This window comes from Mesorhizobium sp. B4-1-1 (assembly GCF_006439375.1).
Taxonomy (GTDB): domain Bacteria; phylum Pseudomonadota; class Alphaproteobacteria; order Rhizobiales; family Rhizobiaceae; genus Mesorhizobium.
In genome coordinates, this window is the sequence record NZ_VFTH01000003.1 from 285,442 (window position 1) to 306,981 (window position 21,540).

Annotated in this window: 20 protein-coding genes; 11 read left to right on the forward strand and 9 right to left on the reverse strand. The window is 64.6% G+C overall.

What is annotated here, in order from left to right:
* Window positions 1-72 precede the first annotated feature (72 nt).
* From FJW10_RS06095 to FJW10_RS06105, 3 genes are all read right to left on the reverse strand, one after another.
* The gene (locus tag FJW10_RS06095; protein WP_140899136.1) at window positions 73-1,560 is read right to left on the reverse strand and encodes an aldehyde dehydrogenase; all 1,488 of its coding nucleotides are present in this window, start codon (window positions 1,558-1,560) and stop codon (window positions 73-75) included.
* Between the two features lie 2 nt (window positions 1,561-1,562).
* On the reverse strand, window positions 1,563-2,750 hold the full coding sequence (locus FJW10_RS06100) for a cytochrome P450 (RefSeq protein ID WP_140899138.1): 1,188 nt from the start codon (window positions 2,748-2,750) through the stop codon (window positions 1,563-1,565).
* 70 nt (window positions 2,751-2,820) lie between these two features.
* Window positions 2,821-4,278 (reverse strand): APC family permease, encoded by a 1,458-nt coding sequence (locus tag FJW10_RS06105; protein WP_181177426.1) that lies wholly within the window; start codon window positions 4,276-4,278, stop codon window positions 2,821-2,823.
* Between the two features lie 166 nt (window positions 4,279-4,444).
* Here FJW10_RS06105 and FJW10_RS06110 point away from each other — a divergent pair, with 166 nt between their 5' ends.
* Genes FJW10_RS06110 through FJW10_RS06125 form a run of 4 tightly spaced genes read left to right on the forward strand, consistent with a single transcriptional unit; the run spans window position 4,445 to window position 8,539 of the window.
* Window positions 4,445-5,209 (forward strand): IclR family transcriptional regulator, encoded by a 765-nt coding sequence (locus FJW10_RS06110; RefSeq protein ID WP_140899141.1) that lies wholly within the window; start codon window positions 4,445-4,447, stop codon window positions 5,207-5,209.
* 29 nt (window positions 5,210-5,238) lie between these two features.
* Window positions 5,239-6,498: a Tm-1-like ATP-binding domain-containing protein gene (locus FJW10_RS06115; RefSeq protein ID WP_140899143.1), complete on the forward strand. Its 1,260-nt coding sequence runs from the start codon at window positions 5,239-5,241 to the stop codon at window positions 6,496-6,498.
* Window positions 6,495-7,160 carry an HAD-IA family hydrolase gene (locus FJW10_RS06120; RefSeq protein WP_140899145.1) on the forward strand — a complete coding sequence of 222 codons (666 nt, stop codon included), beginning with the start codon at window positions 6,495-6,497 and terminating at the stop codon, window positions 7,158-7,160. Before FJW10_RS06115 ends, FJW10_RS06120 begins: the two co-directional genes overlap by 4 nt.
* A gap of 23 nt (window positions 7,161-7,183) precedes the next feature.
* On the forward strand, window positions 7,184-8,539 hold the full coding sequence (locus tag FJW10_RS06125) for an aminotransferase class III-fold pyridoxal phosphate-dependent enzyme (RefSeq protein ID WP_140899147.1): 1,356 nt from the start codon (window positions 7,184-7,186) through the stop codon (window positions 8,537-8,539).
* 58 nt (window positions 8,540-8,597) lie between these two features.
* Here FJW10_RS06125 and FJW10_RS06130 read toward each other — a convergent pair whose 3' ends face one another.
* Window positions 8,598-9,476, reverse strand: a complete 879-nt coding sequence (locus tag FJW10_RS06130; protein WP_140899149.1) for a helix-turn-helix domain-containing protein — start codon at window positions 9,474-9,476, stop codon at window positions 8,598-8,600.
* A gap of 95 nt (window positions 9,477-9,571) precedes the next feature.
* On the opposite strand from FJW10_RS06130, the gene FJW10_RS06135 reads away from it, so the two are divergent.
* Both FJW10_RS06135 and FJW10_RS06140 read left to right on the forward strand, forming a co-directional pair.
* Window positions 9,572-11,116, forward strand: a complete 1,545-nt coding sequence (locus FJW10_RS06135) for a 4-hydroxyphenylacetate 3-hydroxylase N-terminal domain-containing protein (RefSeq protein ID WP_140899332.1) — start codon at window positions 9,572-9,574, stop codon at window positions 11,114-11,116.
* Between the two features lie 24 nt (window positions 11,117-11,140).
* Window positions 11,141-11,650: a flavin reductase gene (locus tag FJW10_RS06140; protein ID WP_140899151.1), complete on the forward strand. Its 510-nt coding sequence runs from the start codon at window positions 11,141-11,143 to the stop codon at window positions 11,648-11,650.
* Window positions 11,651-11,655: 5 nt separating this feature from the next.
* Here the strand turns inward: FJW10_RS06140 and hpaR are convergent, their stop codons facing one another.
* A complete protein-coding gene (hpaR, locus tag FJW10_RS06145) occupies window positions 11,656-12,060 on the reverse strand; it encodes a homoprotocatechuate degradation operon regulator HpaR (protein WP_246672492.1) in 405 nt (134 codons plus the stop codon).
* 221 nt (window positions 12,061-12,281) lie between these two features.
* On the opposite strand from hpaR, the gene FJW10_RS06150 reads away from it, so the two are divergent.
* Genes FJW10_RS06150 through hpaH form a run of 5 tightly spaced genes read left to right on the forward strand, consistent with a single transcriptional unit; the run spans window position 12,282 to window position 16,887 of the window.
* Complete coding sequence (locus tag FJW10_RS06150; RefSeq protein ID WP_140899153.1) at window positions 12,282-12,668, forward strand: 5-carboxymethyl-2-hydroxymuconate Delta-isomerase; 387 nt, start codon at window positions 12,282-12,284, stop codon at window positions 12,666-12,668.
* 20 nt (window positions 12,669-12,688) lie between these two features.
* Window positions 12,689-14,206 carry a 5-carboxymethyl-2-hydroxymuconate semialdehyde dehydrogenase gene (gene hpaE, locus FJW10_RS06155; protein ID WP_140899155.1) on the forward strand — a complete coding sequence of 506 codons (1,518 nt, stop codon included), beginning with the start codon at window positions 12,689-12,691 and terminating at the stop codon, window positions 14,204-14,206.
* A gap of 12 nt (window positions 14,207-14,218) precedes the next feature.
* The gene (hpaD, locus tag FJW10_RS06160) at window positions 14,219-15,199 is read left to right on the forward strand and encodes a 3,4-dihydroxyphenylacetate 2,3-dioxygenase (RefSeq protein WP_140834993.1); all 981 of its coding nucleotides are present in this window, start codon (window positions 14,219-14,221) and stop codon (window positions 15,197-15,199) included.
* A gap of 12 nt (window positions 15,200-15,211) precedes the next feature.
* A complete protein-coding gene (locus FJW10_RS06165; RefSeq protein WP_140899156.1) occupies window positions 15,212-16,087 on the forward strand; it encodes a fumarylacetoacetate hydrolase family protein in 876 nt (291 codons plus the stop codon).
* Entirely contained in the window at window positions 16,084-16,887 is an 804-nt protein-coding gene (gene hpaH / locus FJW10_RS06170; protein WP_181177427.1) for a 2-oxo-hept-4-ene-1,7-dioate hydratase, read from the forward strand. Before FJW10_RS06165 ends, hpaH begins: the two co-directional genes overlap by 4 nt.
* Before the next feature lie 220 nt (window positions 16,888-17,107).
* Here hpaH and FJW10_RS06175 read toward each other — a convergent pair whose 3' ends face one another.
* The 4 genes from FJW10_RS06175 to FJW10_RS06190 form a co-directional block, all read right to left on the reverse strand.
* Window positions 17,108-18,127: an isopenicillin N synthase family oxygenase gene (locus tag FJW10_RS06175; protein ID WP_140899158.1), complete on the reverse strand. Its 1,020-nt coding sequence runs from the start codon at window positions 18,125-18,127 to the stop codon at window positions 17,108-17,110.
* A gap of 253 nt (window positions 18,128-18,380) precedes the next feature.
* A complete protein-coding gene (locus FJW10_RS06180; protein ID WP_140899160.1) occupies window positions 18,381-19,175 on the reverse strand; it encodes an amino acid racemase in 795 nt (264 codons plus the stop codon).
* Entirely contained in the window at window positions 19,172-20,533 is a 1,362-nt protein-coding gene (locus tag FJW10_RS06185) for a cation:dicarboxylase symporter family transporter (RefSeq protein ID WP_140899162.1), read from the reverse strand. The genes FJW10_RS06180 and FJW10_RS06185 overlap by 4 nt, the downstream gene beginning before the upstream one ends.
* A gap of 2 nt (window positions 20,534-20,535) precedes the next feature.
* On the reverse strand, window positions 20,536-21,372 hold the full coding sequence (locus FJW10_RS06190) for a transporter substrate-binding domain-containing protein (RefSeq protein ID WP_181177428.1): 837 nt from the start codon (window positions 21,370-21,372) through the stop codon (window positions 20,536-20,538).
* Window positions 21,373-21,540: the final 168 nt, after the last annotated feature.

Below are 21,540 nucleotides of genomic sequence, written 5' to 3' on the forward strand. Positions count from 1 at the left end.
GCGGCACCGCTTGCCAAGTGGATAGTCGAGGTTCATGCGCGCTCAGCATGGGTACGTTCTCAGGCACTCCGCTCAGAGCGCTACCCACGCCGTCTTGAGGTCGGTGTATTTCTCAATGGCGTGGAGCGACTTGTCGCGACCGAAGCCGGACTGCTTGAAGCCGCCGAGCGGCACGGTGATGTCGGCGCCGCCATAGGTGTTGACATGGACGACGCCGGCATTGATGGCGCGCACCATGCGGTGCGCGGTCGACAGGTTCGAGGTCCACACCGCCGACGCAAGACCATAGACGGTCGCGTTGGCGAGGCGTACCGCTTCTTCCTCGGTCTCGAAGCGCGTGACGGCGAGCACCGGCCCGAACACTTCCTCGCGGGCGAGCTGCATCTTCTCGGTCACGTTCTCGAAGATCGTCGGCGCCATATAGCTGCCGCCGGTTTCCGCCAGGATGCGTTCGCCGCCGGTGACGAGACGGGCGCCCTCCTCCGAAGCCTTCGCGACGAAGCCGAGATTCTTGGTCAGTTGCTCGGCGCTCGACACCGCGCCGACATCGGAGCCGAGATCGAGCGGATCGCCGACCTTCAGCTTCGTGGTCGCCTTGAGAAGCTCGTCCATGAAGCGGTCGTAGACCGAGGCCTGGACCAGCAGGCGCGAACCGGCGACGCAGACCTGTCCGGAATTGCGGAAGATGCCGTTGGCCGAGACGATCGCCGCCTGCTTCAGGTCCGGCGCATCGGCAAAGACGATGTTGGGCGACTTGCCGCCAAGCTCGAGGAAAACGCGCTTGAGGTTCGAGCGCGCGGAATATTCGAGCAGGCGGCGGCCGACAGGTCCGGAGCCGGTGAAGGCGATGGCGTCGACATCCATATGCAGGCCGAGCGCCTCGCCGGCGACCGAGCCGCGGCCGGTGACGACGTTGAAGACGCCCTCGGGCAAGCCGGCCTCGGCGGCAAGCTCTGCCAGGCGCAGCAAGGTCAGCGAGGCGATCTCCGGCGGCTTGACGACGATGGCGTTGCCGGCGGCCAAGGCCGGCGCGATCTTCCAGGCGCCGATCATCAGCGGGAAGTTCCACGGCACGATGACGCCGACGACGCCGAGCGGCTCCTTGTGGATCAGACCCAGCACATTGTCGGCGGTCGGCGCGATCTCGCCATAGACCTTGTCGATCGCTTCGGCATAGTAGCGGATGGTTCCGGCGGCCGACAGCGGCTCGGCCTTGTAGGCCATGCCGATCTCGGTGCCATTGTCACGCACGCCGAGCACGGCCAGCTCCAGCGCGTGCTTTTCGACCAGCTCGGCGAATTTCGTCAGCACCTTCTTGCGAAACGCCGGCGCCGCGCGTGACCAGGAGCCCTTGGCAAACGCCTTGCGCGCCGAAGCGACGGCGCGGTCGACATCGGCGGCGGCACCGTCGGCAATGCTTGCGAAGGGGCGGCCGTCGATCGGCGAAATCACCTGCAGGCTTGCGCCGCTCTCTGCATCCGCATGGGCGCCATCGATGAACAGACGCCGCGCGCCGACCTCCGTCTTGCGCAGCGTGTCGATAGTGTCCTGGCTGATCATTCTCAATTTGCTCCAAATTCTACATGAAGTGTCGCCGGCGCGCGGAACTCCCAGCCGCGGAACATCGGCTCTTTGCCCGGCACCAGCCTGAGATCCGGAAAACGCTCCAGCAGCAACCTTAGCGCAAGGCACATCTGCTCGCGCGCGAAGAAGCGGCCCGAGCAGAAATGATGGCCGAAGCCGAAGGCAGCGTGGTTGCCCTCGTTGCGATGGATATCGAAGCTGTCGGGATCGGTGAAGCGACTTTCGTCGCGGCTGGCCGAGGAGACGAGCGCCGCAACGGGAGCTCCGGCGGGAATCGTCGCCCCGCCGATCTCCACGGCACGGGTCGTTTCACGCGTCTGCGTGCCGATCGGCGCCACCCAGCGCAGGCCCTCGTCCACTGCTCTGGGCACGAAGGTTTCAGGATCGTCGAGCACCTGCCGCAACTGCTCAGGGTTCGTCAGCAGACCGACGAGGATAGAGCCGGCGCCGTGGCCAGGCTCCTGCATGCCTCCGAGCAAGATGACCTTGATGGTCGGCATCAGGAAATCGATCGAGCGGGTCGAGCCGTCAGGCATGCCGTCATGCAGCATATGCGAGAGCGCCGAGTCGTCCGGCTCGCCGGCCAGGCGTTCCAACGTCGGCCGGACGGCGGCGCCGACCTCGGCGCTGATCGCGTCGGCGGTTTCCTGCCGCTTCGGATCGTTCTCGAAATTGATGGCGCCCTGGGCAAGGCCATAGAACCAGCGCCGCAAGGTCGGCATATCGACGTCGGCAAGCCCGAGCGAGCGCGCCAGGCTCAGCGTCGACACCGGCTCGAAATAGTCGGCCATCAGCTCGGCCGAGCCGTGCGCGGCAATTCTGTCGAGATAGGGTTCGGCGATCGCGCGCACGAGATCGCCGGCATAGGAGGCGACGGTGCGGGGCCGGTATTTCGGATCGACGCCCTGGCGCAGTTGCTTATGCGTCTCACCTTCGGTGGTCAGGATGGTCGGCTTGCCGAAAGAGCGCTCGACCGGCGAGGTGCCGACAACCGCCGAGAAGATGTCGGGCGACTTGGCGACGGTCTCGACGTCCTTCCAGCGGGTGACGAACCAGAGATTGACCGCCGGCACGAAAGCGACCGGCGCGTTGCGCCTGAGCTCGGCGTAGATCGGATAGGGGTCGGCTTCCAGCGCCTCGACCGTGATACCATCGGTAAAGCTCATTGCCGCTGCTCCCGCTCCGTTAAGACGGGGCGGCGCGGACGCCGCCCCTTGTCCATCAGTCACCTGCCCATCAATCGCCGAGCGGCTGGCCGAGCCGTTCGAAGGCAGCCGGGTCCCGGCCCCGCAAAGCGCCTGCCAGCAACAGGCCGACCACGGCCGCGATCAGCACCAGCGCCGGCAGGAACACGCCGAGGAAGCCGCCGGCGCCCGACAGGCTACCGAAATTGATGACAATCAGGTAGATGATGATGGCAAAGGCGATGAAGGTCAGCGCCGGCAGGATCGTGGTCTTCAGCCCGTTCTCCTGATTGGACGGGTTGGCGCGAAAGTACATCACGACGGCGAGCGAGGCCACCGCCATCATGACGATGACGCCGAGCGTGGCGACGTTGGTGAGCCACGAAAACAGCGCCAGCACCGGGTCGAGGCCGAGCACCGCGAACAGCCCGATAACGACGGCCGCGAGCACGGTCTGGATCACCGAGGCGACATGCGGGCTCTGATGCGCCGAATGCGTCACGCCGATCGACTGCGGCAGGAGCTTTTCGCGGCCGGCGACGTAGATGTAGCGGGCGACCGCGTTGTGGAAGGCCAGCACGCCGGCGAACAGGCTGGAGACAAAGAGGATGCTCATGGCGTGGGTGAGCAGCGTTCCGGCGTAGCGGTCGGAGAGGCCGAACAGGAAGGTGGTCGGATCCTGCAAAGCCTGCAGCGACGGCAACAGCTTGTCGACGCCGGCGCCGACCGCCATCAGCCAGGCGGTGATCATGTAGAACAGGCCGATCAGGATGACGGAGAAATAGGTCGCGCGCGGAATGGTGACCTTCGGGTCGCGCGCCTCCTCAGCATAGATCGTGGTCGCCTCGAAGCCGATGAAGGCGGCAAAGCAGAACAGGACGGCGATGGCCGGCGCACCGCTGGCGATCTGGCTCCAGCTGAAAGGCGCCGCCGACAGGCCGCTGTCGCCGCCGGTCTTGAGGATGGTGAGGTCGAGGATCAGCACGACGACGTATTCGGCAAGCACCAGCACCGTCAGGATCTTGGCCGACAGGTCGACCTGCCGGTAGCCGAGCACGGCGACGATGGCGATGGCAATGAAGCTCCACACCCACCAGGGCAGATTGATGCCCCAGCCGGCGAACAGGCCGGCGGTGGCCGCGCCCAGCAGGCCCATGACGCCGATCTGCATGGCGTTGTAGGAGAGGATCGCGATGAGCGCGACGGCGCCGCCGGCCAGGCCGCCCAGCCCACGCGCGGCATAGGCGTAGAAAGCGCCGGCATTGCCGATGTGGCGCGACATGGCGACATAGCCAACCGCAAACAGGAGCAGCAACAGCGTCACGATCAGATAGGTGCCGGCAAAGCCCGCGCCGTTGCCCATCAGCATGCCGAGCGGCGTGCCGCCGGCAACAGCCGTGAGCGGTGCGGCGGCCGAAATCACCATGAAGGTGATGGCGCCGACGCCAAGGCTGTTCTTCCTCAGCCGGTTCACTTCTCCGGCTTCAACTGTGGTCATTTTTCCCTCCATTCCGCGCCGCGGAAACCAAGTGTCCCTGAGATGCCGAGGGCCTTCTGAAAGGGCCAATGTGCATTTCATTATTTGCAACGGCATTTCGATATTAGACTTGCAAAGGAATCGACTTGCTGTCAAGTTAATTCGCACGTTAAGTATCTGACGGAGGATCGGACACGCGATGAGCACGGTGGCCAAAGCCATTTCGCTGCTGGAGGTGCTGGGCGGCGGCGCGCCCGAGGCGGCGCTTGCCGACCTTGCCAGGGGGGCTGGCTTCGACAAGGCGACGACGCGCCGGCTGCTGGTTTCGCTCATTGCGCAAGGGCTGGTCGAGCAGGACGAGGCGACGCGCCTCTACCGGCTCGGAGCCGGCCTGACGCGGCTGGCGCTGATGCGCGAGGCGCAGTTTCCGTTCCTGCGCATGGCCGTGCCGGTGGTCGAGATGCTGGCCGCCGAGACCGGCGAGACGGTGCATCTCTCGGAATATTCGAAGCGCGGCCTGATCACCGTCCAGGTCATCGAATCGGCCAAGGCCAATCGTGTCAGCGTGCAACGCGGCGACGTGCTGCCGATGCATGCGACGGCGTCCGGCATCGCATTCCTGGCTTTCACCGAGCAGCGCATCCGCGAGGCCATCCTTGCCGGACCGATGCCGGCTTTCACGCCCTTCACCATCGGCGATGCAAACACTTTGGCCGAACAAGTCGCCGCCGCTCGCGCGCGCGGCCATTCCATCGGCGCGCAGGGTTTCGAGGAGGGCGTGATGAGCGTCGCCGCCCCGGTTCTCGGCATCGACGGCTACGCCATCGGCGCCATCGCGGTGGCAGCGCCGAGAGTGCGCACCCAAAAGGCCGACATCGAGCGGCTTGGCGTCAGCGTGACCGCCGCGGGTCGCGAGATCGGCGAGCGGCTGTTCGGCCGGCTGGCCGGCCAGAAGCGGGCCTAACAACCAACGAGACTGGCAGGGAGAATGACGTGGAGGAGAAACGCCGAATCCTGGTTATCGGCACCGGCGACACCAAGGCCGACGAGCTTCTGTTCATGCGCGAGCGCATCGAGGCCGTCGGCGGCGTTGCCGTGATGATGGACGTCAGCGTGCTTGGCGACCCGCCCTACAAGCCAGAGCATGACAAGCATGCGGTGGCGCGCGCGGCGGACACCACCGTCGAGGCAATCATCGCCAGCGGCGACGAGAATACCGCGATGACGCTGATGGCGCTTGGCGCCTCGCGGCTTGCGCGCTCGCTGCACGAGAGGGGCGAGATAGACGGCTTCATCGCGCTGGGCGGCTCGATGGGCACCGACCTTGCGCTCGACGTGGCACTGGCGCTGCCGCTCGGCGTGCCGAAATTCGTCGTCTCGACGATCGCCTATTCGCACCTCGTGCCGCCGGAGCGCATCGCCACCGACCTGATGATGATCCTATGGGCCGGCGGCCTCTACGGGCTCAACAGCGCCTGCAAGGCGGTGCTGTCGCAGGCCAGTGGCGCCGTGGTCGGCGCCGCGCGGGCCGTGGTCAAACCCGATATGTCGCGGCCGAAGGTCGGCATGAGCTCGCTGGGCAAAAGCTGCCTGCAATATATGGTGACGCTGAAGCCTGAGCTGGAAAAGCGCGGCTATGAGGTCATCGTCTTCCACACCACCGGCATGGGCGGGCGGGCGCTGGAGTCGATCGCCGCGCAGAAGGGCTTCGTCGCGGTGCTCGATTTCAGCCTGCAGGAGCTTGCCAACCAGCTTACCGGCTCGGTCGTGAATTCGGGCACCGACCGGCTGGAGAATGCCGGACGGCAAGGCATCCCGCAGATCGTCGCGCCCGGCGCCATCGACATGGTCGATTTCCCGACCTGGCAGGCGGTGCCGTCGCGCTTCACGGAGCGGCCGTACCACGCGCATAACCGCCTGCTTGCCTCGGTCACCTCCGACGGCGCGACACGCCGGGAGATCGCGCGCGCCATCGGCGACAAGCTCGCCGCGGCGACCGGTCCGACCGCCTTCATCCTGCCCGCCGGCGGCATCCAGCAATGGGACCAGGAAGGCGAGCCGCTCTACGAGCCGGAAGCGCTGTCGGCCTTTGTCGAAGAGATGAGGGCGCGCGTGCCGGACAATGCCGAGCTGCATGAGATCGTCGGGCATATCAACGACGCCGCCTTCAGCGCCAAGGCGCTGGAAATCTTCGACCGGTGGGTGGCGGAAGGCATCGTTCCGCCCGGCGTGACCGGCAGGCGCGCGGCATGAGCCAGGTGAAGCCGCAAGCGCTGGTGTTAGACTTCGGCGGCGTGGTCACCCGCACTTTGTTCGAGACGCATGCGCTGACCGAGCAGGCGCTCGGGCTCAAGCCCGGCACGCTCGGTTGGCGCGGACCGTTCGACCCGGTTTCCGATGCGCTGTGGCGCTCGATGCAGGCTGACGAGATCAGCGAACGCGACTACTGGAAAACGCGTACGCGCGAAGTCGGCCAATTGGTCGGAGAAGACTGGCAGGACATGCAGACCTTCGTGCAGCGGGCGCGCGGAGCGGAGCCGGAAAAAGTGGTGCGGCCGGAGGCCGACCAAGCCATCCGCATGGCGCATGCCGCCGGTATCCGCCTCGCCATCCTGTCGAACGAGCTCGACCTGTTCTATGGCGCTGATTTTCGCCAGCGCCTGCCGCTGCTTTCGCTTTTCGCGACGATCGTCGATGCGACCTATACGAAAATCCTCAAGCCCGATGCCCGCGCCTATGCGATGGTCGGCGAGGCACTGCGGTTGCCGCTTGCGGCCTGCGTCTTCGTCGACGACCAGAAGCGCAATGTCGACGGTGCGATTGCCGCCGGCATGCCGACCGTTCATTTCGACGTCGCCCGACCGGCGCAAAGCTATGCCGAGGCGCTCAGCCATTTCGGCCTGACGCTCTCCTGATTGCAAAACCGGAGTTCCTCCCGATGCGTGACATCAACTTCCTCACCGAAAACAACGCCAAGCCGATCTGGCATCCGATGGCGCATCCGGCCGAAATGCGGGCGAGCCCGCCGAAGATCATCATGAAGGGCGAAGGCGTTTTGGTGACCGATGCCGAAGGCCGCACGGTGCTCGACGCCGTCGGCGGCCTCTGGAACGTCAACCTCGGCTACAGCTGCGATCCGATCAAGAAAGCGATGACGGGACAGCTCGACGCGCTCCCCTATTACTCAGGCTTTCGCGGCACCTCGACCGGGCCATCGATCGAACTCGCTTACGAGCTGACCCAGTGGTTCGCGCCGGAGGGCATGGCGCGCGCCTTCTTCACCTCGGGCGGTTCGGACTCGGTCGAGACGGCGCTAAGGCTCGCCAGGCAGTATTGGAAGATCCGCGGCCAGGGCGACCGCACGAAATTCCTGGCGCTGAAGAAGGGCTATCACGGCACGCATTTCGGCGGCGCCTCGGTCAACGGCAATGCCAATTTCCGCCGCAACTACGAGCCGCTGCTGCCCGGCGTCTTCCACACGCCGGCGCCGTGGACATACCGCAACCCGTTCGACGAGACCGACCCGGCAAAGCTTGCGAAACTCTGCGCTCGGGCGATCGAGGACGAGATCGCCTTCCAGGGCGCGGACACGATCGCCGCCTTCATCATGGAGCCGGTGCTCGGCGCCGGCGGCGTGATAGTCTCGCATGAGAGCTTCATGCCGATGGTGCGGGCTATCTGCGACCGCCACGACATCCTGTTGATCGCCGACGAGGTGGTGACGGGCTTCGGCCGCACCGGCGCCTGGTCAGGCTCGCGGCTCTCCAGCACGAAACCGGATTTCATGACCATCGCCAAGGCGATCACATCGGGCTATTTCCCGCTCGGCGCGACATTGATCGGCGCCAAGGTCGCCGACGTGTTCGAGGCCGACAAGACGAGCTTCGGCGCGATCGGCCATGGCTATACCTATTCCGGTCATCCGGTCGGCTGCGCGGCCGGTCTGGCGGCTCTGGCCGAGACGAAGCGGCTGGCCGTCAACGAAAATGCCGCCGCGCGCGGCGTCGAGCTCGGCAAGGCGCTGGAAGCACTGAAGGCGAAGCACCAACTGGTCGGCGATGTCCGCTATCAGGGCCTGATGGCGGCCCTCGAGCTTGTCTCGGACCGCGCCGCCAAGAAGCCGGTCGACAAGAAGACGATGGCCGCCGTCGCGGACGGCGCCTACGAGGCCGGCGTCATGCTGCGCGTCTCCGGCAACAACATCATCCTGTCGCCGCCGCTGATCATAACCGCCGCCGACGTGGCGAAGATTGCCGAGGGGCTGGATGCGGGGTTGGCCGCTGCCGCGGCCTAGGGATTAGGCAGTAGGCAATAGGGGTAAGAAGAAGGCCCTACTGCCTACTGCCTACTGCCTACTGCCTACTGCCTACTGCCAGCCGCTCTTTCCGCCACGCCGCAGGCGCCATTCCAACCGCCTGCCGAAAGAAGCGCGAGAAATAGGCGGGATCGTTGAAGCCGGTTTCGTAGGCGATGTACTCGACCGTTCGGATGGTGAAGAGCAGCAGGCGCTTGGCCTCGACCAGGCGTCTTTCGCCGATCGCCTGACGCACGCCCGAGCCCAGCACCTGACGCGCCGCCTTGTCGAGCAGATGGCGCGTGGTGCCGAGTTCCCCGACATAGCGCTCGACCGGCCAGTCATCGCGAAAATGCCGGTCGATCAGCCGCCTGAGCCGGCCGCCCAGCGCCACCGCGGCCGGCACAGTCACTGCATGCGACTGGGCGTCGAGACGGGCGATGTGCGACAATGCCACCGCGATCAGCGGCGGCAGGATCTTTTCCGCGCCGGCTTGAGCCTCGACATATTCGGCCTGGATCATTTTGATGGTGTCGGCAAGCCGCTCCCACAGCGCAGCGTCACCTCGCCCGGTCACGAAGACGGGCTGATCAAGTTGCAGGGCCGAGTGCTCGGCGATGGCCGCGAGCGCAGCGTCCGCGACCGAGACGACGATGGCGTCGGTGCCCGGCTCGATGTCGAAGCCATGCACCACGCCGCTCGGCATGAAGCTGACCGTCTGTGCCGAAAAACTCCAGGTCTTGTCCTCGATCCGATAGACGCCCTGCCCGCTCGTCCAGAAGGTGATCTGCGCCATTTGCGGATGTTTGTGCGCCAGAACCTGGCCGCGATGCATGGAAGCGCGGGCCTGCACGGTCTCGACATGCAGGAAGCCGACATCGAGCGCCCGCGCCGGCTCGCCGTAGACGAAGAATTCCGGGATGGCGGTCTGGCTCATGGGACGCCCGAAAAAGTCCAATCGGTTTTACGCTTTCGTCCATAAACCATCCAGCGGCTTGCGGCTACTCTCCAACAATCCAAGGGAGGATCATGATGAGATCGGAAGAATTCCGGGCCGACAATTCGCGGCCGTTCACTGGCGCCGAATATCTGGCGAGCCTGCGCGACGGGCGCGAGGTCTACATCAATGGCGAACGGGTGGCCGATGTCACCAGCCATCCGGCGATGCGCAATTCGGTGCGCTCGCTGGCCCGCCTCTACGACGCGCTGCACGATCCGAACCAGCAGCCTGTGCTGACCTCGCCGACCGACACCGGCTCGGGCGGCTACACCCACAAATATTTCCGCGTGGCGCGCTCGCCCGCCGATCTTGCCGCGCAGCAAAGCGCGATCGCGCATTGGGCGCGCATGACCTATGGCTGGATGGGCCGCACCGCCGACTACAAGGCAGCGCTGATGAATACGCTCGGCGCCAATGCCGAATGGTACGGCCCGTTCAAGGACAATGCGCGCGCCTGGCACAAGCGGGCCCAGGAGGCGGTCCTGTTCATGAACCACGCCATCGTCAACCCGCCGATCGATCGCCACAAGCCGGCCGAGCAGGTGAAGGACGTGTTCGTGCACATCACCAAGGAGAACGACGCCGGCATTTGGGTGTCCGGCGCCAAGGTGGTGGCGACGTCGTCGGCGCTCACCCACTACAATTTCCTGGCGCAGAGCTCGGCGACAGTAACGGAAGATCCATCGCTGTCGGTGATGTTCATCGTGCCGATGAATGCGCCTGGCATAAAGATGTTCTGCCGCGTCTCCTATGAGCAGACGACCAACACAGTCGGCCATCCCTTCGACTATCCGCTGTCGTCGCGCTTCGACGAGAACGACGCGATCCTGGTGCTCGACAACGTCTTCATCCCCTGGGAGGACGTGCTGGTGCTGCGCGATGCGCAGAAGATCCTGTCCTTCCACCCGGCGTCGGGCTTCATGCATGGCTATTGCTTCCAGGGCTGCACGCGCTTCGCCGTCAAGCTCGACTTCCTCGCCGGATTGCTCGCCAAGGCACTTCGGGCGACAGGCGGCGATGCCTTTCGCGGCAACCAGGCGGCGCTCGGCGAGGTGATTGCGCTGCGCCACATGTTCTGGAGCTTTTCCAATGCGATGGCGCACAATCCGATACCGTGGGCGAACGGCGCGGTGCTGCCCAATCTCGAGGCCGCGCTCGCCTACCGGACGTTCATGTCGGAAGCCTATCCGCGCGTCATCGACACGGTGCGCCGGGTGATCGCCTCTGGCCTGATCTATCTGCCCTCCTCGGTGCGCGATTTCGACAATCCCGAGATCGACCGCTATCTCGCGCAATATGTGCGCGGCTCCAACGACATGGGCCATGTCGAGCGCATCAAGATCATGAAGCTGTTGTGGGACGCGACCGGCACCGAATTCGGCGGCCGCCACGCGCTCTACGAGCTCAACTATGCCGGCGCGCCGGAAGAGGTGCGGCTGCAGGTGCTGAAGGGCGCCGAGCGCGGCGGCCGGCTGAAGCAGATGGAGGAACTGGTCGACCAATGCATGGCCGACTACGACGAGAAGGGCTGGACCGGCGATATCTGGCTGCCGCCGATTGCCGCGCAGCCCAACTGACGGGGGGCGGCGATGGAAGCGGTCATGACAACACAAGTAGCGAGGCTGGAATTCCGCGAGGCCATGGCGCGGGTCTGCGCGCCGGTCAACATCGTCACCACGGACGGTCCGGCCGGGCGCGGCGGCTTCACCGCGACCGCCATGTGCAGCGTCTCCGACGACCCGCCGACGCTGCTGATCTGCATGAACGAGCGTTCGGCGCAAACCGGCATGTTCCTCGCCAACCAACGCTTCTGCGTCAACGTGCTCACTCAGTCGCATATGCATCTGGCGGCAAAATTCGCCGGCGCGATCCGCGACATGGCCGAGCGCTATCAAGCCGCGCGCTGGCAGACCATGCCGTCCGGCATGCCGGCGCTGCTCGACGCCATCGTCAGCTTCGATTGCGAGATCGGCGCGGTGAACAAGGTCGGCACGCACAATGTGATGTTCGGCCGCGTCGTCGACATTCGCCACGGCAGCGACGAGGCGGCGCTGCTCTATGTCGGGCGCAACTTCATGCAGCCGAGCGCGGTGGGGAGTTTTGGAGGGTAGGCTCCTCAGCCGTCCACCGACTCCGACTGGATCAGGCTCTCCAGCATGTCCAGCAAGCGCTCGTGCTCTTCGGCGCCGTAGCGCTTCTCGATGGCGTCGTAGATGGCGACCCGCTCGGGCGCCAGTTCCTCGATCAGCGCCACGCCGGACGGGCTGATGGCGAGCAGCGCACGGCGGCCATCGTCCTTGACCTTGTTGCGGGAGATGAACTCGCGCTCCTCCATCGCCTTGATGATGCGGGTGAGGCTCGGCGGCAGGATCGAGGCGCGGTTGGCGAGTTCGGTCGCTTCCAGCGGCCCGGTTTCGGCGAGAACGCGCAGCACGCGCCATTGCTGCTCGGTGATGTCGTGGCGTGCGAGCATCGGCCGGAAATGCGCCATGATCACTTCGCGGGCGCGAAGCAGAGCCATGGGCAAGGAGCGGCGGGTGCTGGGCGGTAGCAAAATCAGGTCTCCGAAAAATTCCAGTCCAGTACGACTCGCAACAAAGATTAGGGCCCGGATCGCAGCTATATCCGCGATTTTGCCGAGAGCGGCAATCCCACCCGGAGGCTGCATCCGCGCAGAGAACGACGCTTGACATTCGGTCGTCAAGATGTAATTCACATGTTAACTACAAGGTGGAGGAAACCTTGCCCCATATGGCGATCGAATATTCGGCCAATCTCGACGCGAAGATCGACATGAACGAGCTTTGCGCGCTGGTCTCGCGAACCATTCTCGAAACCGGGCTGTTCGAACCGGGCGCGGTCAGGGTCCGCGCGTTCCGCGCCGAAGCCTACGCGATTGCCGACCGGCTGCCGGAGAACGGCTTCATCGACATGAATTTCCGCATCGGCAAGGGCCGCAGCGCGGCGGAAAAGAAAAGCGCCGGCGAGGCGATCTTCGCAGCTGTCACTGATCATCTTTCGTCACTGTTCGCCACGCCGCATTTCGCGCTGTCGCTGGAGATCCGCGAGATCGACGCCGAACTGAGCTGGAAGAAGAACGCCATCCATCCGCGCCTGCGTGGCAAGTGATCTAGAACGGGAAAGAAATCATGGCGGCACTGGACGACAATCTGAGAAAGGCCGAGGCCTATCTGGAACGCTTCCGGAAGGACGGCGTGCTCAACCAGATCGGCGGCGAAGCGGTGCCTGCCGCGGACGGCTCGACCTTCGAGACGCTTTCGCCCGTCGACCTCAAGCCGATTGCCACTGTGGCACGAGGCAAGGCCGCCGACGTCGACGGCGCGGCAAGAGCGGCCAAGGCTGCCTTCAAGGACTGGGCGGCGATCCCCGGCGACGCACGCAAGAAGCTGCTGCATAGAATAGCCGACGCCATCGTCGCGCGTGCCGAAGAGATCGCCTTCGTCGAATGCATGGACACCGGGCAGTCGCTGAAATTCATGGCCAAGGCAGCACTGCGCGGCGCCGAGAACTTCCGCTTCTATGCCGACCGCGCGCCGGAAGCGCGTGACGGGTGCTCGCTGAGAGCGCCGAACCAACTCAATCTGACGACGCGCGTGCCGATCGGCCCGGTCGGCGTGATCACGCCGTGGAACACGCCCTTCATGCTGTCGACCTGGAAGATCGCGCCGGCGCTGGCCGCCGGCTGCACCATCGTGCACAAGCCGGCGGAGCTGTCGCCGCTGACGGCACGGCTGCTGGTCGAGATCGCGGAGGAAGCCGGCCTGCCCAAGGGCGTGTGGAATCTCGTCAACGGCTTCGGCGAGGACGCAGGCCGGGCGCTGACCGAGCACCCCGACATCAAGGCGATCGGCTTCGTGGGCGAAAGCCGCACCGGCTCGATGATCATGAAGCAGGGCGCCGAGACGCTGAAGCGCGTGCATTTCGAGCTCGGCGGCAAGAACCCGGTCATCGTCTTTGCAGATGCCGACCTGGAACGCGCGGCGGACGCCGCCGTCTTCATGATCTACTCGCTGAACGGCGAGCGCTGCACCTCGTCCTCGCGCCTCTTGGTCGAGGCTTCGGTGCACGACAGGTTCACCGAGTTGGTGGCGGAGAAGGCAAAGCGCATCAGGATCGGTCATCCGCTCGATCCCGAGACGGTGGTAGGCCCGCTGATCCATCCGGTGCATGAGGAAAAAGTGCTCTCCTATATCGAGATCGGCAAATCGGAGGGCGCGGTGGTCGCCGCCGGCGGCGGCAAGGTCGCCGGCCCGGGCGGCGGCTGCTATGTCAGCCCGACGCTGTTCATCGGCGCCACCAACAAGATGCGCATTTCCCAGGAGGAAATCTTCGGTCCGGTGCTGACGGCGATCCCGTTCAAGGACGAGGCCGATGCGCTGGCTCTCGCCAACGACACGCAATATGGGCTCACCGGCTACCTATGGACCTCCGACGTCACCCGCGCGCTGCGCTTCACCGATGCGCTCGACGCCGGCATGATCTGGGTGAATTCGGAGAATGTGCGGCATCTGCCGACGCCGTTCGGCGGCGTCAAGAGTTCCGGCATCGGCCGCGACGGCGGCGACTGGTCGTTCGACTTCTACATGGAAACCAAGAACATTGCGTTCGCCACGGCGCCGCATTCGATCCAGAAGCTCGGCGGCTGACCGGAGACTATGATGGCCCTGCCCCAACCCAATCTCTACCCTGCCTTCAACATCGTGCGGCTCTCTCATGTCGAGCTCGCCGTCACCGACCTTGCGAAATCCCGCGCCTTCTATGTAGACACGCTCGGCCTGCAGGTGACGGACGAGACCAGCGGCGCCATCTATCTGCGCGCCATGGAAGAGCGCGGCCATCACTGCATCGTGCTGCGCAAGGCGACGGCGCCGGAAGCGCGCGAGCTCGGCTTCAAGGTCTTCTCCGAAGAGGACCTCGACAAGGCCGAGCATTTCTTCAAGGGAAAAGGCCTGCCGGTGGAGTGGGTCGAGCGGCCCTACCAGTCGCGCACCTTCCGCACCCGCGACCCGCACGGCATGCCGCTCGAATTCTATTCGAAGATGGAACGGCTGCCGCCGATCCACCAGAAATACGCGCTTTACAAGGGCGTGAAGCCGCTGCGCATCGACCACTTCAACTGCTTCTCGCCGAATGTCGATGAATCGGTCGCCTTCTACAACGAGCTCGGCTTCCGCGTGACCGAATACACCGAGGATGCCGAGAGCGGAAAGCTGTGGGCCGCCTGGACGCACCGCAAGGGCGGCGTGCACGACATCGCCTTCACCAACGGCCTTGGCCCGCGGCTGCACCATGTCGCCTTCTGGGTGCCGACGCCGCTCAACATCATCGACCTGCTCGACCTGATGGCGACCACGGGCTATATCGGCAACATCGAGCGCGGGCCTGGACGGCACGGCATCTCCAACGCCTTCTTCCTCTACATCCGCGACCCGGATAACCATCGCATCGAGATCTATTGCTCGGACTACCAGACGGTCGATCCCGATCTCGAGCCGATCAGATGGGACCTCAAGGACCCGCAGCGCCAGACGCTGTGGGGCGCGCCGGCGCCACGAAGCTGGTTCGAGGAAGGCAGCGTTTTCACGGGTGTCGAGCCGCGCAAGTCCGATCTGGCGGCCTCGCCGATCGTGGCACCTTAACGGAGCATCAGCATGAGCGCGGGACGCCTCGCCACCTTCACCGCCGGCGGCAAGACGCGCTACGGCGCCATCACCGACAAGGGTGTCGTCGACCTCTCGGCGCGTCATAGTCAGTGGCCGACATTGCGCGAAGTGATCGAGGCCGGCGCGCTCGGCAAACTCGCCGAAGAGGCCGAGGGTCTACCAGCCGATTTCAGCGTCAAGGACATTGCCTACGAAATCCCGATCCCCTCACCTGAAAAGATCATCTGCGTCGGCGTCAACTATCCGGACCGCAACGAGGAGTACAAGGACGGGCAGGCGCCGCCTTCGAACCCGTCGCTGTTCATCCGCTTCCCGCGTTCCTTCGTCGGCCATGGCGCGCCGTTGGTGCGGCCACCGGAATCACCGCAGCTCGACTATGAGGGCGAGGTCGTCATCGTCATCGGCAAGGGCGGGCGGCGCATCGCCGAAGCCGATGCGCTCGGCCATATCGCGGCACTTTCGCTGTGCAACGAAGGCACGATCCGCGACTGGGTGCGTCACGCCAAGTTCAACGTCACCCAAGGCAAGAATTTCGACCGGACCGGCTCGATCGGTCCCTGGCTGGTGCCGTTCACCGATGAGGCGCAGATCGCCGACATTTCGCTGACCACCCGCGTCAACGGCGAGTTGCGCCAGCAGGACCGCACCGGGCGCATGATCTTTTCGTTCGCCAAGATCATCAACTACATCTCGATCTTCACCACGCTGGTGCCGGGCGATATCATCGTCACCGGCACGCCAACGGGCGCCGGCGCCCGCTTCGACCCGCCGGTCTGGCTGAAGCCGGGCGATGTTGTCGAGGTCGAGGCTGACGGCATCGGCCTGCTTCGCAACGGCGTCGTCGACGAGGGAACCGGCCGATGATGACGGAGATGGAAGTCGAGGACGCCGCACAGCGGCTGTTCGAAGCCGAGCGCGAGCGCCGGCAGATCAGGCTGCTCAGCCTCGATTTTCCTCAGGCGACGATGGACGACGCCTATCGCGTGCAGGCGGCGCTGGTGAAGCGGAAGGCCACATCGGGACTGACGATCAAGGGCTGGAAGATCGGCCTGACCTCGAAGGCGATGCAGTCGGCGCTCAGCATCGACATTCCCGATTCCGGCATCCTGTTCGACGACATGTTCTTCGCGGACGGCGGCACGGTGCCGGCCGATCGTTTCATCCAGCCGCGTATCGAGGCCGAGATCGCCTTCGTCATGAAGGCGCCTTTGGCCGGTCCGGATATTTCGATCGACGATGTGCTCGACGCCACCGATCACATCACGCCTGCGCTTGAAATCCTCGACACCCGCATCGAGCGGATGAACAAGGAGACCGGCAAGATCAGGACCTTCTTCGATACGATCTCGGACAATGCCGCCAATGCCGGCATCGTCGTCGGCGGCCGTTCGGCCGGGCCGCGCGAGGCGGATCTGCGCTGGATCGGCGCCATCGTGTCGTGCAACGGCGAGGTGGAGGAAACGGGGCTCGGCGCCGGCGTGCTCGACCATCCGGCGAAAGGCATCGTCTGGCTCGCCAACCGGCTGCATCAATACGGCATGCGCATCGAAGCCGGCCAGATCGTGCTGTCGGGCTCCTTCATCCGACCGGTCGAATGCCGGCATGGCGACGAGATCGTCTCGGATTTCGGGCCATACGGAACCATCCGCGTAGGCTTCGCCTGATCGGCTTATTCCCGGCACAGGAAAGAAAAAGGCCGGGCGCGAGAGCGGCCCGGCCAAGTATGAAGGTCATAACCTTCAGAGGGGAACATCGCCCGGCGCAATGGGAGGAAAACACCGAGCGATGGTTCTTATTTGGGGCCTGAACGGTGTATTTTCCACGAACGGAATTCCAAAAAAGATCGAAATTGCGAAAAAATCTCGCTCGAACGGCGCGAAATCTTCAGCCCGTGGCCGATGCTTTTTCCAACAGATCGGAATAGTGACGCCGCGCCACGTCGGGGTGCGACCTCAGCCGGCTTTTCAGCACATTGGTCCCGACGTTGCGGAAGAGCGGATTGTCAGGGTCGCTAGCCGGGCCGCGCGCTTCGGCCGCCAATTCCTCGGGCAGATCGAGCAGCGGGATCGTCGCGTCGAGCCGGGCGCTGAAGAAGAACGGAACCGAAATGCGCTCGACGCCGGCCGGCGGCGTGACGACGCGATGCACGGTAGCCCTGAGATAGCCGTTCGAGGCGAGCTCGAGCAGTTCGCCGATGTTGACGACAAGCGTCCGCGGGATCGGGTCGACATCGACCCAGCTGCCGTCATATTCGACCTGCAGGCCCTTGTTCTCGTCCTGCAGCAGGAGGGTCAGGAAACCGCCATCCTTGTGCGCGCCGACGCCCTGATCGTCGCCGGTGGCGTCGCGGCCGGGATAGCGCACGATCTTCATGCGATGGTTCGGTTCGCCGCGATAGATCGGATCGAAAGCGTCCTCCGGCTGATCGAGCGACGCCGCGAAAGCCTTGAGCAGCCGGATCGCCACCTCGGTCGCCTTTGCCTGCCAGGCAAGCAGCGCCGGCTTGAGATCGGGAAATGCGGCCGGCCATTGGTTCGGACCCTGCAGCCGCGTCCAGGCCGGCACTCCCGGACCCTGCGCAATGGTCGTGCGCTCGACGCCGATGTCGAGCTGCTCGCGCCAGTCGGCCTTGCCTCCGGTCAGCTCACCGCCGGCGCGCGTATAGCCACGGAACTGCGGCGACTTCACCATTTCGATGCCGAGCTTGTCGGCCTCCGGCAGGGCGAAGAAGCGGCGGGCGGCGCCCAGCACCGCATCGATCTCCGGTTGGGTGATGCCGTGGCCGCTGAGATAGAAGAAGCCGACGTCGCGGGCGGCTGTGCGCAAGTCAAACAGAAAAGTTCGATGCTCCGACGGACCCTGCTCCAAGCGATCGAGATCGAGCACCGGAATTATTCTGGGCATGGACAGGCTCCTCCTACGGTAACTCTTGTTTTCGCAATTCCGGACGGAAAACCGCTGCACACTTTCCTTGGAATTGCTCTAGCGACCCCCGCGGCACGATGACATGTGCGCCATTGCGGGTGAAGAAACGCACCAACCAATCTCACTGCAAACGGAGCAAGCCGGCGCTCAATTCCCGGGTTCTGCGGCAAATCGCGTTCAAATGGGCTTCGGCCGACGCAAATCAGGCATTTCTACCGGGCGGCAGCGCGCATCAGACGCGTTGCGCGGCGCGCCAGGGCAACCGGTCATGCGCTGTTGGTCGCAGCACCGTCGGCAGGCCTCGCGCTTCCTGAATGCCGAAGCCCAATCGCGTCAGACTGGCCCGCGCCAGGGCGGCGTTGCTGTCGATGACGATCAATCCGTTCGTGTCGCCGAGGCTGGCCGCCACCACCGACAGTTCGGTGCAGCCGAGAAGTGCTGCATCGGCGCCAGCCAGTTGCGCGAGATGAAGCGCCCGCTCGGTCTCGGCCGCGGCCTGCGCGATCGAGCCGGCCTTGACGAGGCCGATGGCGCTGTCGACGCGCTCCTGGAACTCCATGCCGTGCGGAAGGCAAGGCTCGAAACCCGCCGCCGATACCCTGCCCTGGTAGAAGCCGGAGGCCAGCGTGCCCCGGGTGGCGAGATTCGCGACCTTGCCGCGATCCAGGCCGCGACGGATTTCCGCCATCACCGCGTCGCCGATATGGATGATCTCGGCCTGCGAGTTCATCGCCAGCTTGTCGTACCAATGATGGGCGGTGTTGCAGGGCATGGCGATACAGGCAACGCCGAGCTCGTTGAGCGTCGAGACCACGGCCTGCAGCGGCGCCAGCGGTCCGTCATGACCGCCAAGGATCGCTTCGGTCCTGTCAGGCAGTTGCGGCACGCTGAGGATGACGGAAGGCACATGCTCGTTGTCGCCGAGCGCTTCGGTCATCCGGGTCAGCTTGAAGTAGAAGTCCGCCGATGCCAATGGCCCCAGACCGCCGATGATCCCTAGCCGGGGGCGGATGCTGTCGTCGATCATCGGGCAGGCTCGGCTTCGAACTCGTTCGCGATGGGTTCCTCAGATTGTGTCGCCTCCCTATGGCTGGGCGCGATCATCGCCGTGCTTGCCGCGACGGTGCAGACGCTGGACAGCGTCATGAACGTATCGACAGCCGCATCGACCGCGACGAACAGGGCGAACGCCGCCTCGAAGGGAAGCTTCAGATAGCCGCAGACGATGGACATCTGGGACAGGATGAGCAGGCTGCCCATGCCGCCGGTCGTCAGCGCCAGAAGCGCGGAGACGATGCCGACAAGCAAGAGATCCGGGATCGCCAGCGGATGGCCGTAGAGCTGAGCGATGAACAGGGCGCCCGAGGTGTAGACCAGCGCCGGGCCTGTCCGCAGCAATGCCGCCTGCAACGGCACGAGCAGCTCGACGACCACCAGGTTGAAGCGCAGCCGCTCGCTCAACAGGTTGATGACCCATGGCAACGAGGCGACCGAGGAGCGCGTGGTGATGGCCACCATCAGGAGCGGCTGGCAGGTCTTGATCGTGGCCCAGTAGCTCCGCCGCGAGCGCACGGCGATAATTGAAAACGCGCCGGCGAGGAAGGTCAGGCAGGAAAGACCCATCACCAGCAGATAGCCGCCCATCAGCATCAGCGGCTTGGTGCCGGTCGACGCGGTCTGGTCGGCGATCAGGATGAAGGTGGCGAAGGGCAATCCCCAGACGAACCAGTTGGTGAGAACCGTGCAGGCCCGGTACACCGCGTTGAGCGCCTGCGACAGGCTGAGCGACGAGGGCTGCGGAATTTTGCCCATCGCCAGACCGAAAAGCAGGCAGAACAACAGGACCTGGATGGTCTGGCCCGAGGCCAGCGCGTTGAAGACGTTGTTCGGCACCAGATCCATGAAGATCGAATGACCGCTGTTCGGGTCCCCGGTCGACGGCGGCTGGAACGGGAATGCAAGATCAGTGGAGACGCTGCCTTGGGAATTGATGAACTCGCCGAGCTCGATGCGCGACTGCGGGTTCTCGATCTGGCCGGGCTTGAGGATCAGCGAATAGGTGCCGCTCACCAGAACGGCGAGGAACGACACGACCAGCACGGCTATGCCCACCTTGCCGAGGTAGCGGACCGATTTCGGGTCCTGGACCATCGCGGCGATGGAGAAGATGACGGACGAGACCAGATAGGGCAGGACGACCATCTTGAGGAAATTCAGATAGATCTGCGCGACGGGGCTGATCGCGTGGGCGAAGGCCGGGATATAGAGGCCGCACAGGATTCCGGCCAGGATCATGATGATCGTCGTCGCCGGCGAGCGCAGGATGCGCTTCGCCGCCAGGCGCCAATCGAAGGGCATGGGTGCGGCTACATCCGAGACGGCCATTGTCAGGCTTTGCTCCCCTGGCGATAGCGCGCGATGATCTCGTCGGTGTTGAGGACCTGCTGGCCTCTTGCCAGGTCGAGATAGAGATCGACAAAGGCCGCGAGATGCGGATTGTCCGGACTGATGCCGACCGCGATCGTATCGACCTTGTCGGTCAGCGTGATCGAGCGCGCGACGACCGTCATCGACGGATCGTCGACCATCAGCTTCTTGATCTCGAAATCGTCGCGATAGGCGAGGTCGATCGCGCCGTTGCGGATCGCATCGACAACCGTATTCCAGCCCGCGAAGCGTCGGATTTGCGCGTGCGGGAACGTGGTGGCCGCATAGGTGGCGAAGGACGAGCCTTCGATGACACCGAGATCGCCTGAGAAATCGCGGATGATCTGCTCAGGCGACTCGCCTTGCGCGATGCGTGCCAGGTTCACGCGGTTAGCGAGCAACCCCTGGTGCAGCACGGCGTAGGGCTGCGAATAGAGGATCGAGCGACCGCGCTGAAGCGTGCGGCTGAGCTTGCCGATCGCAAGGTCCGCCTGACCGAAGGTCAGCTTTTGCACCATGGCGTCGAAGGTCACGGCGGATCGGTCGAACACCGGTTCGACGCCGAGCTCCGCGGCTATCCCGCGGGCCAGGTCCATGTCGATGCCCTTGTCCCCCGAGCCGTCTGCCGGAAAGAAGGGATCGGACGCGAAGGCCGGCATGGCGATGCGCAGCTTGTTGTCGCTGACGATGGGTTTTGGAGCGTCTTGCGCCTGGGCCGGCGTGGCCGCGGCTTGCGCCTGCGCAACGAGCAGCCCTCCGCCTCCGGCTGCAAACAGCGTGCGACGTGTAAGCGGCATGCCCATTCTCAATTCGTGCAGGAGAGCCGGACAACAGATCTGACAATGCGCAGTATGCATGCCGAAGTTAAGTAAAGGTATATTTTATTTTGTGCTTTTTTACATTGCAGATCGCTAAAACGGCATCAGGAAATATGCATACTTCCTAAAATAATGAGCCGCACCAGG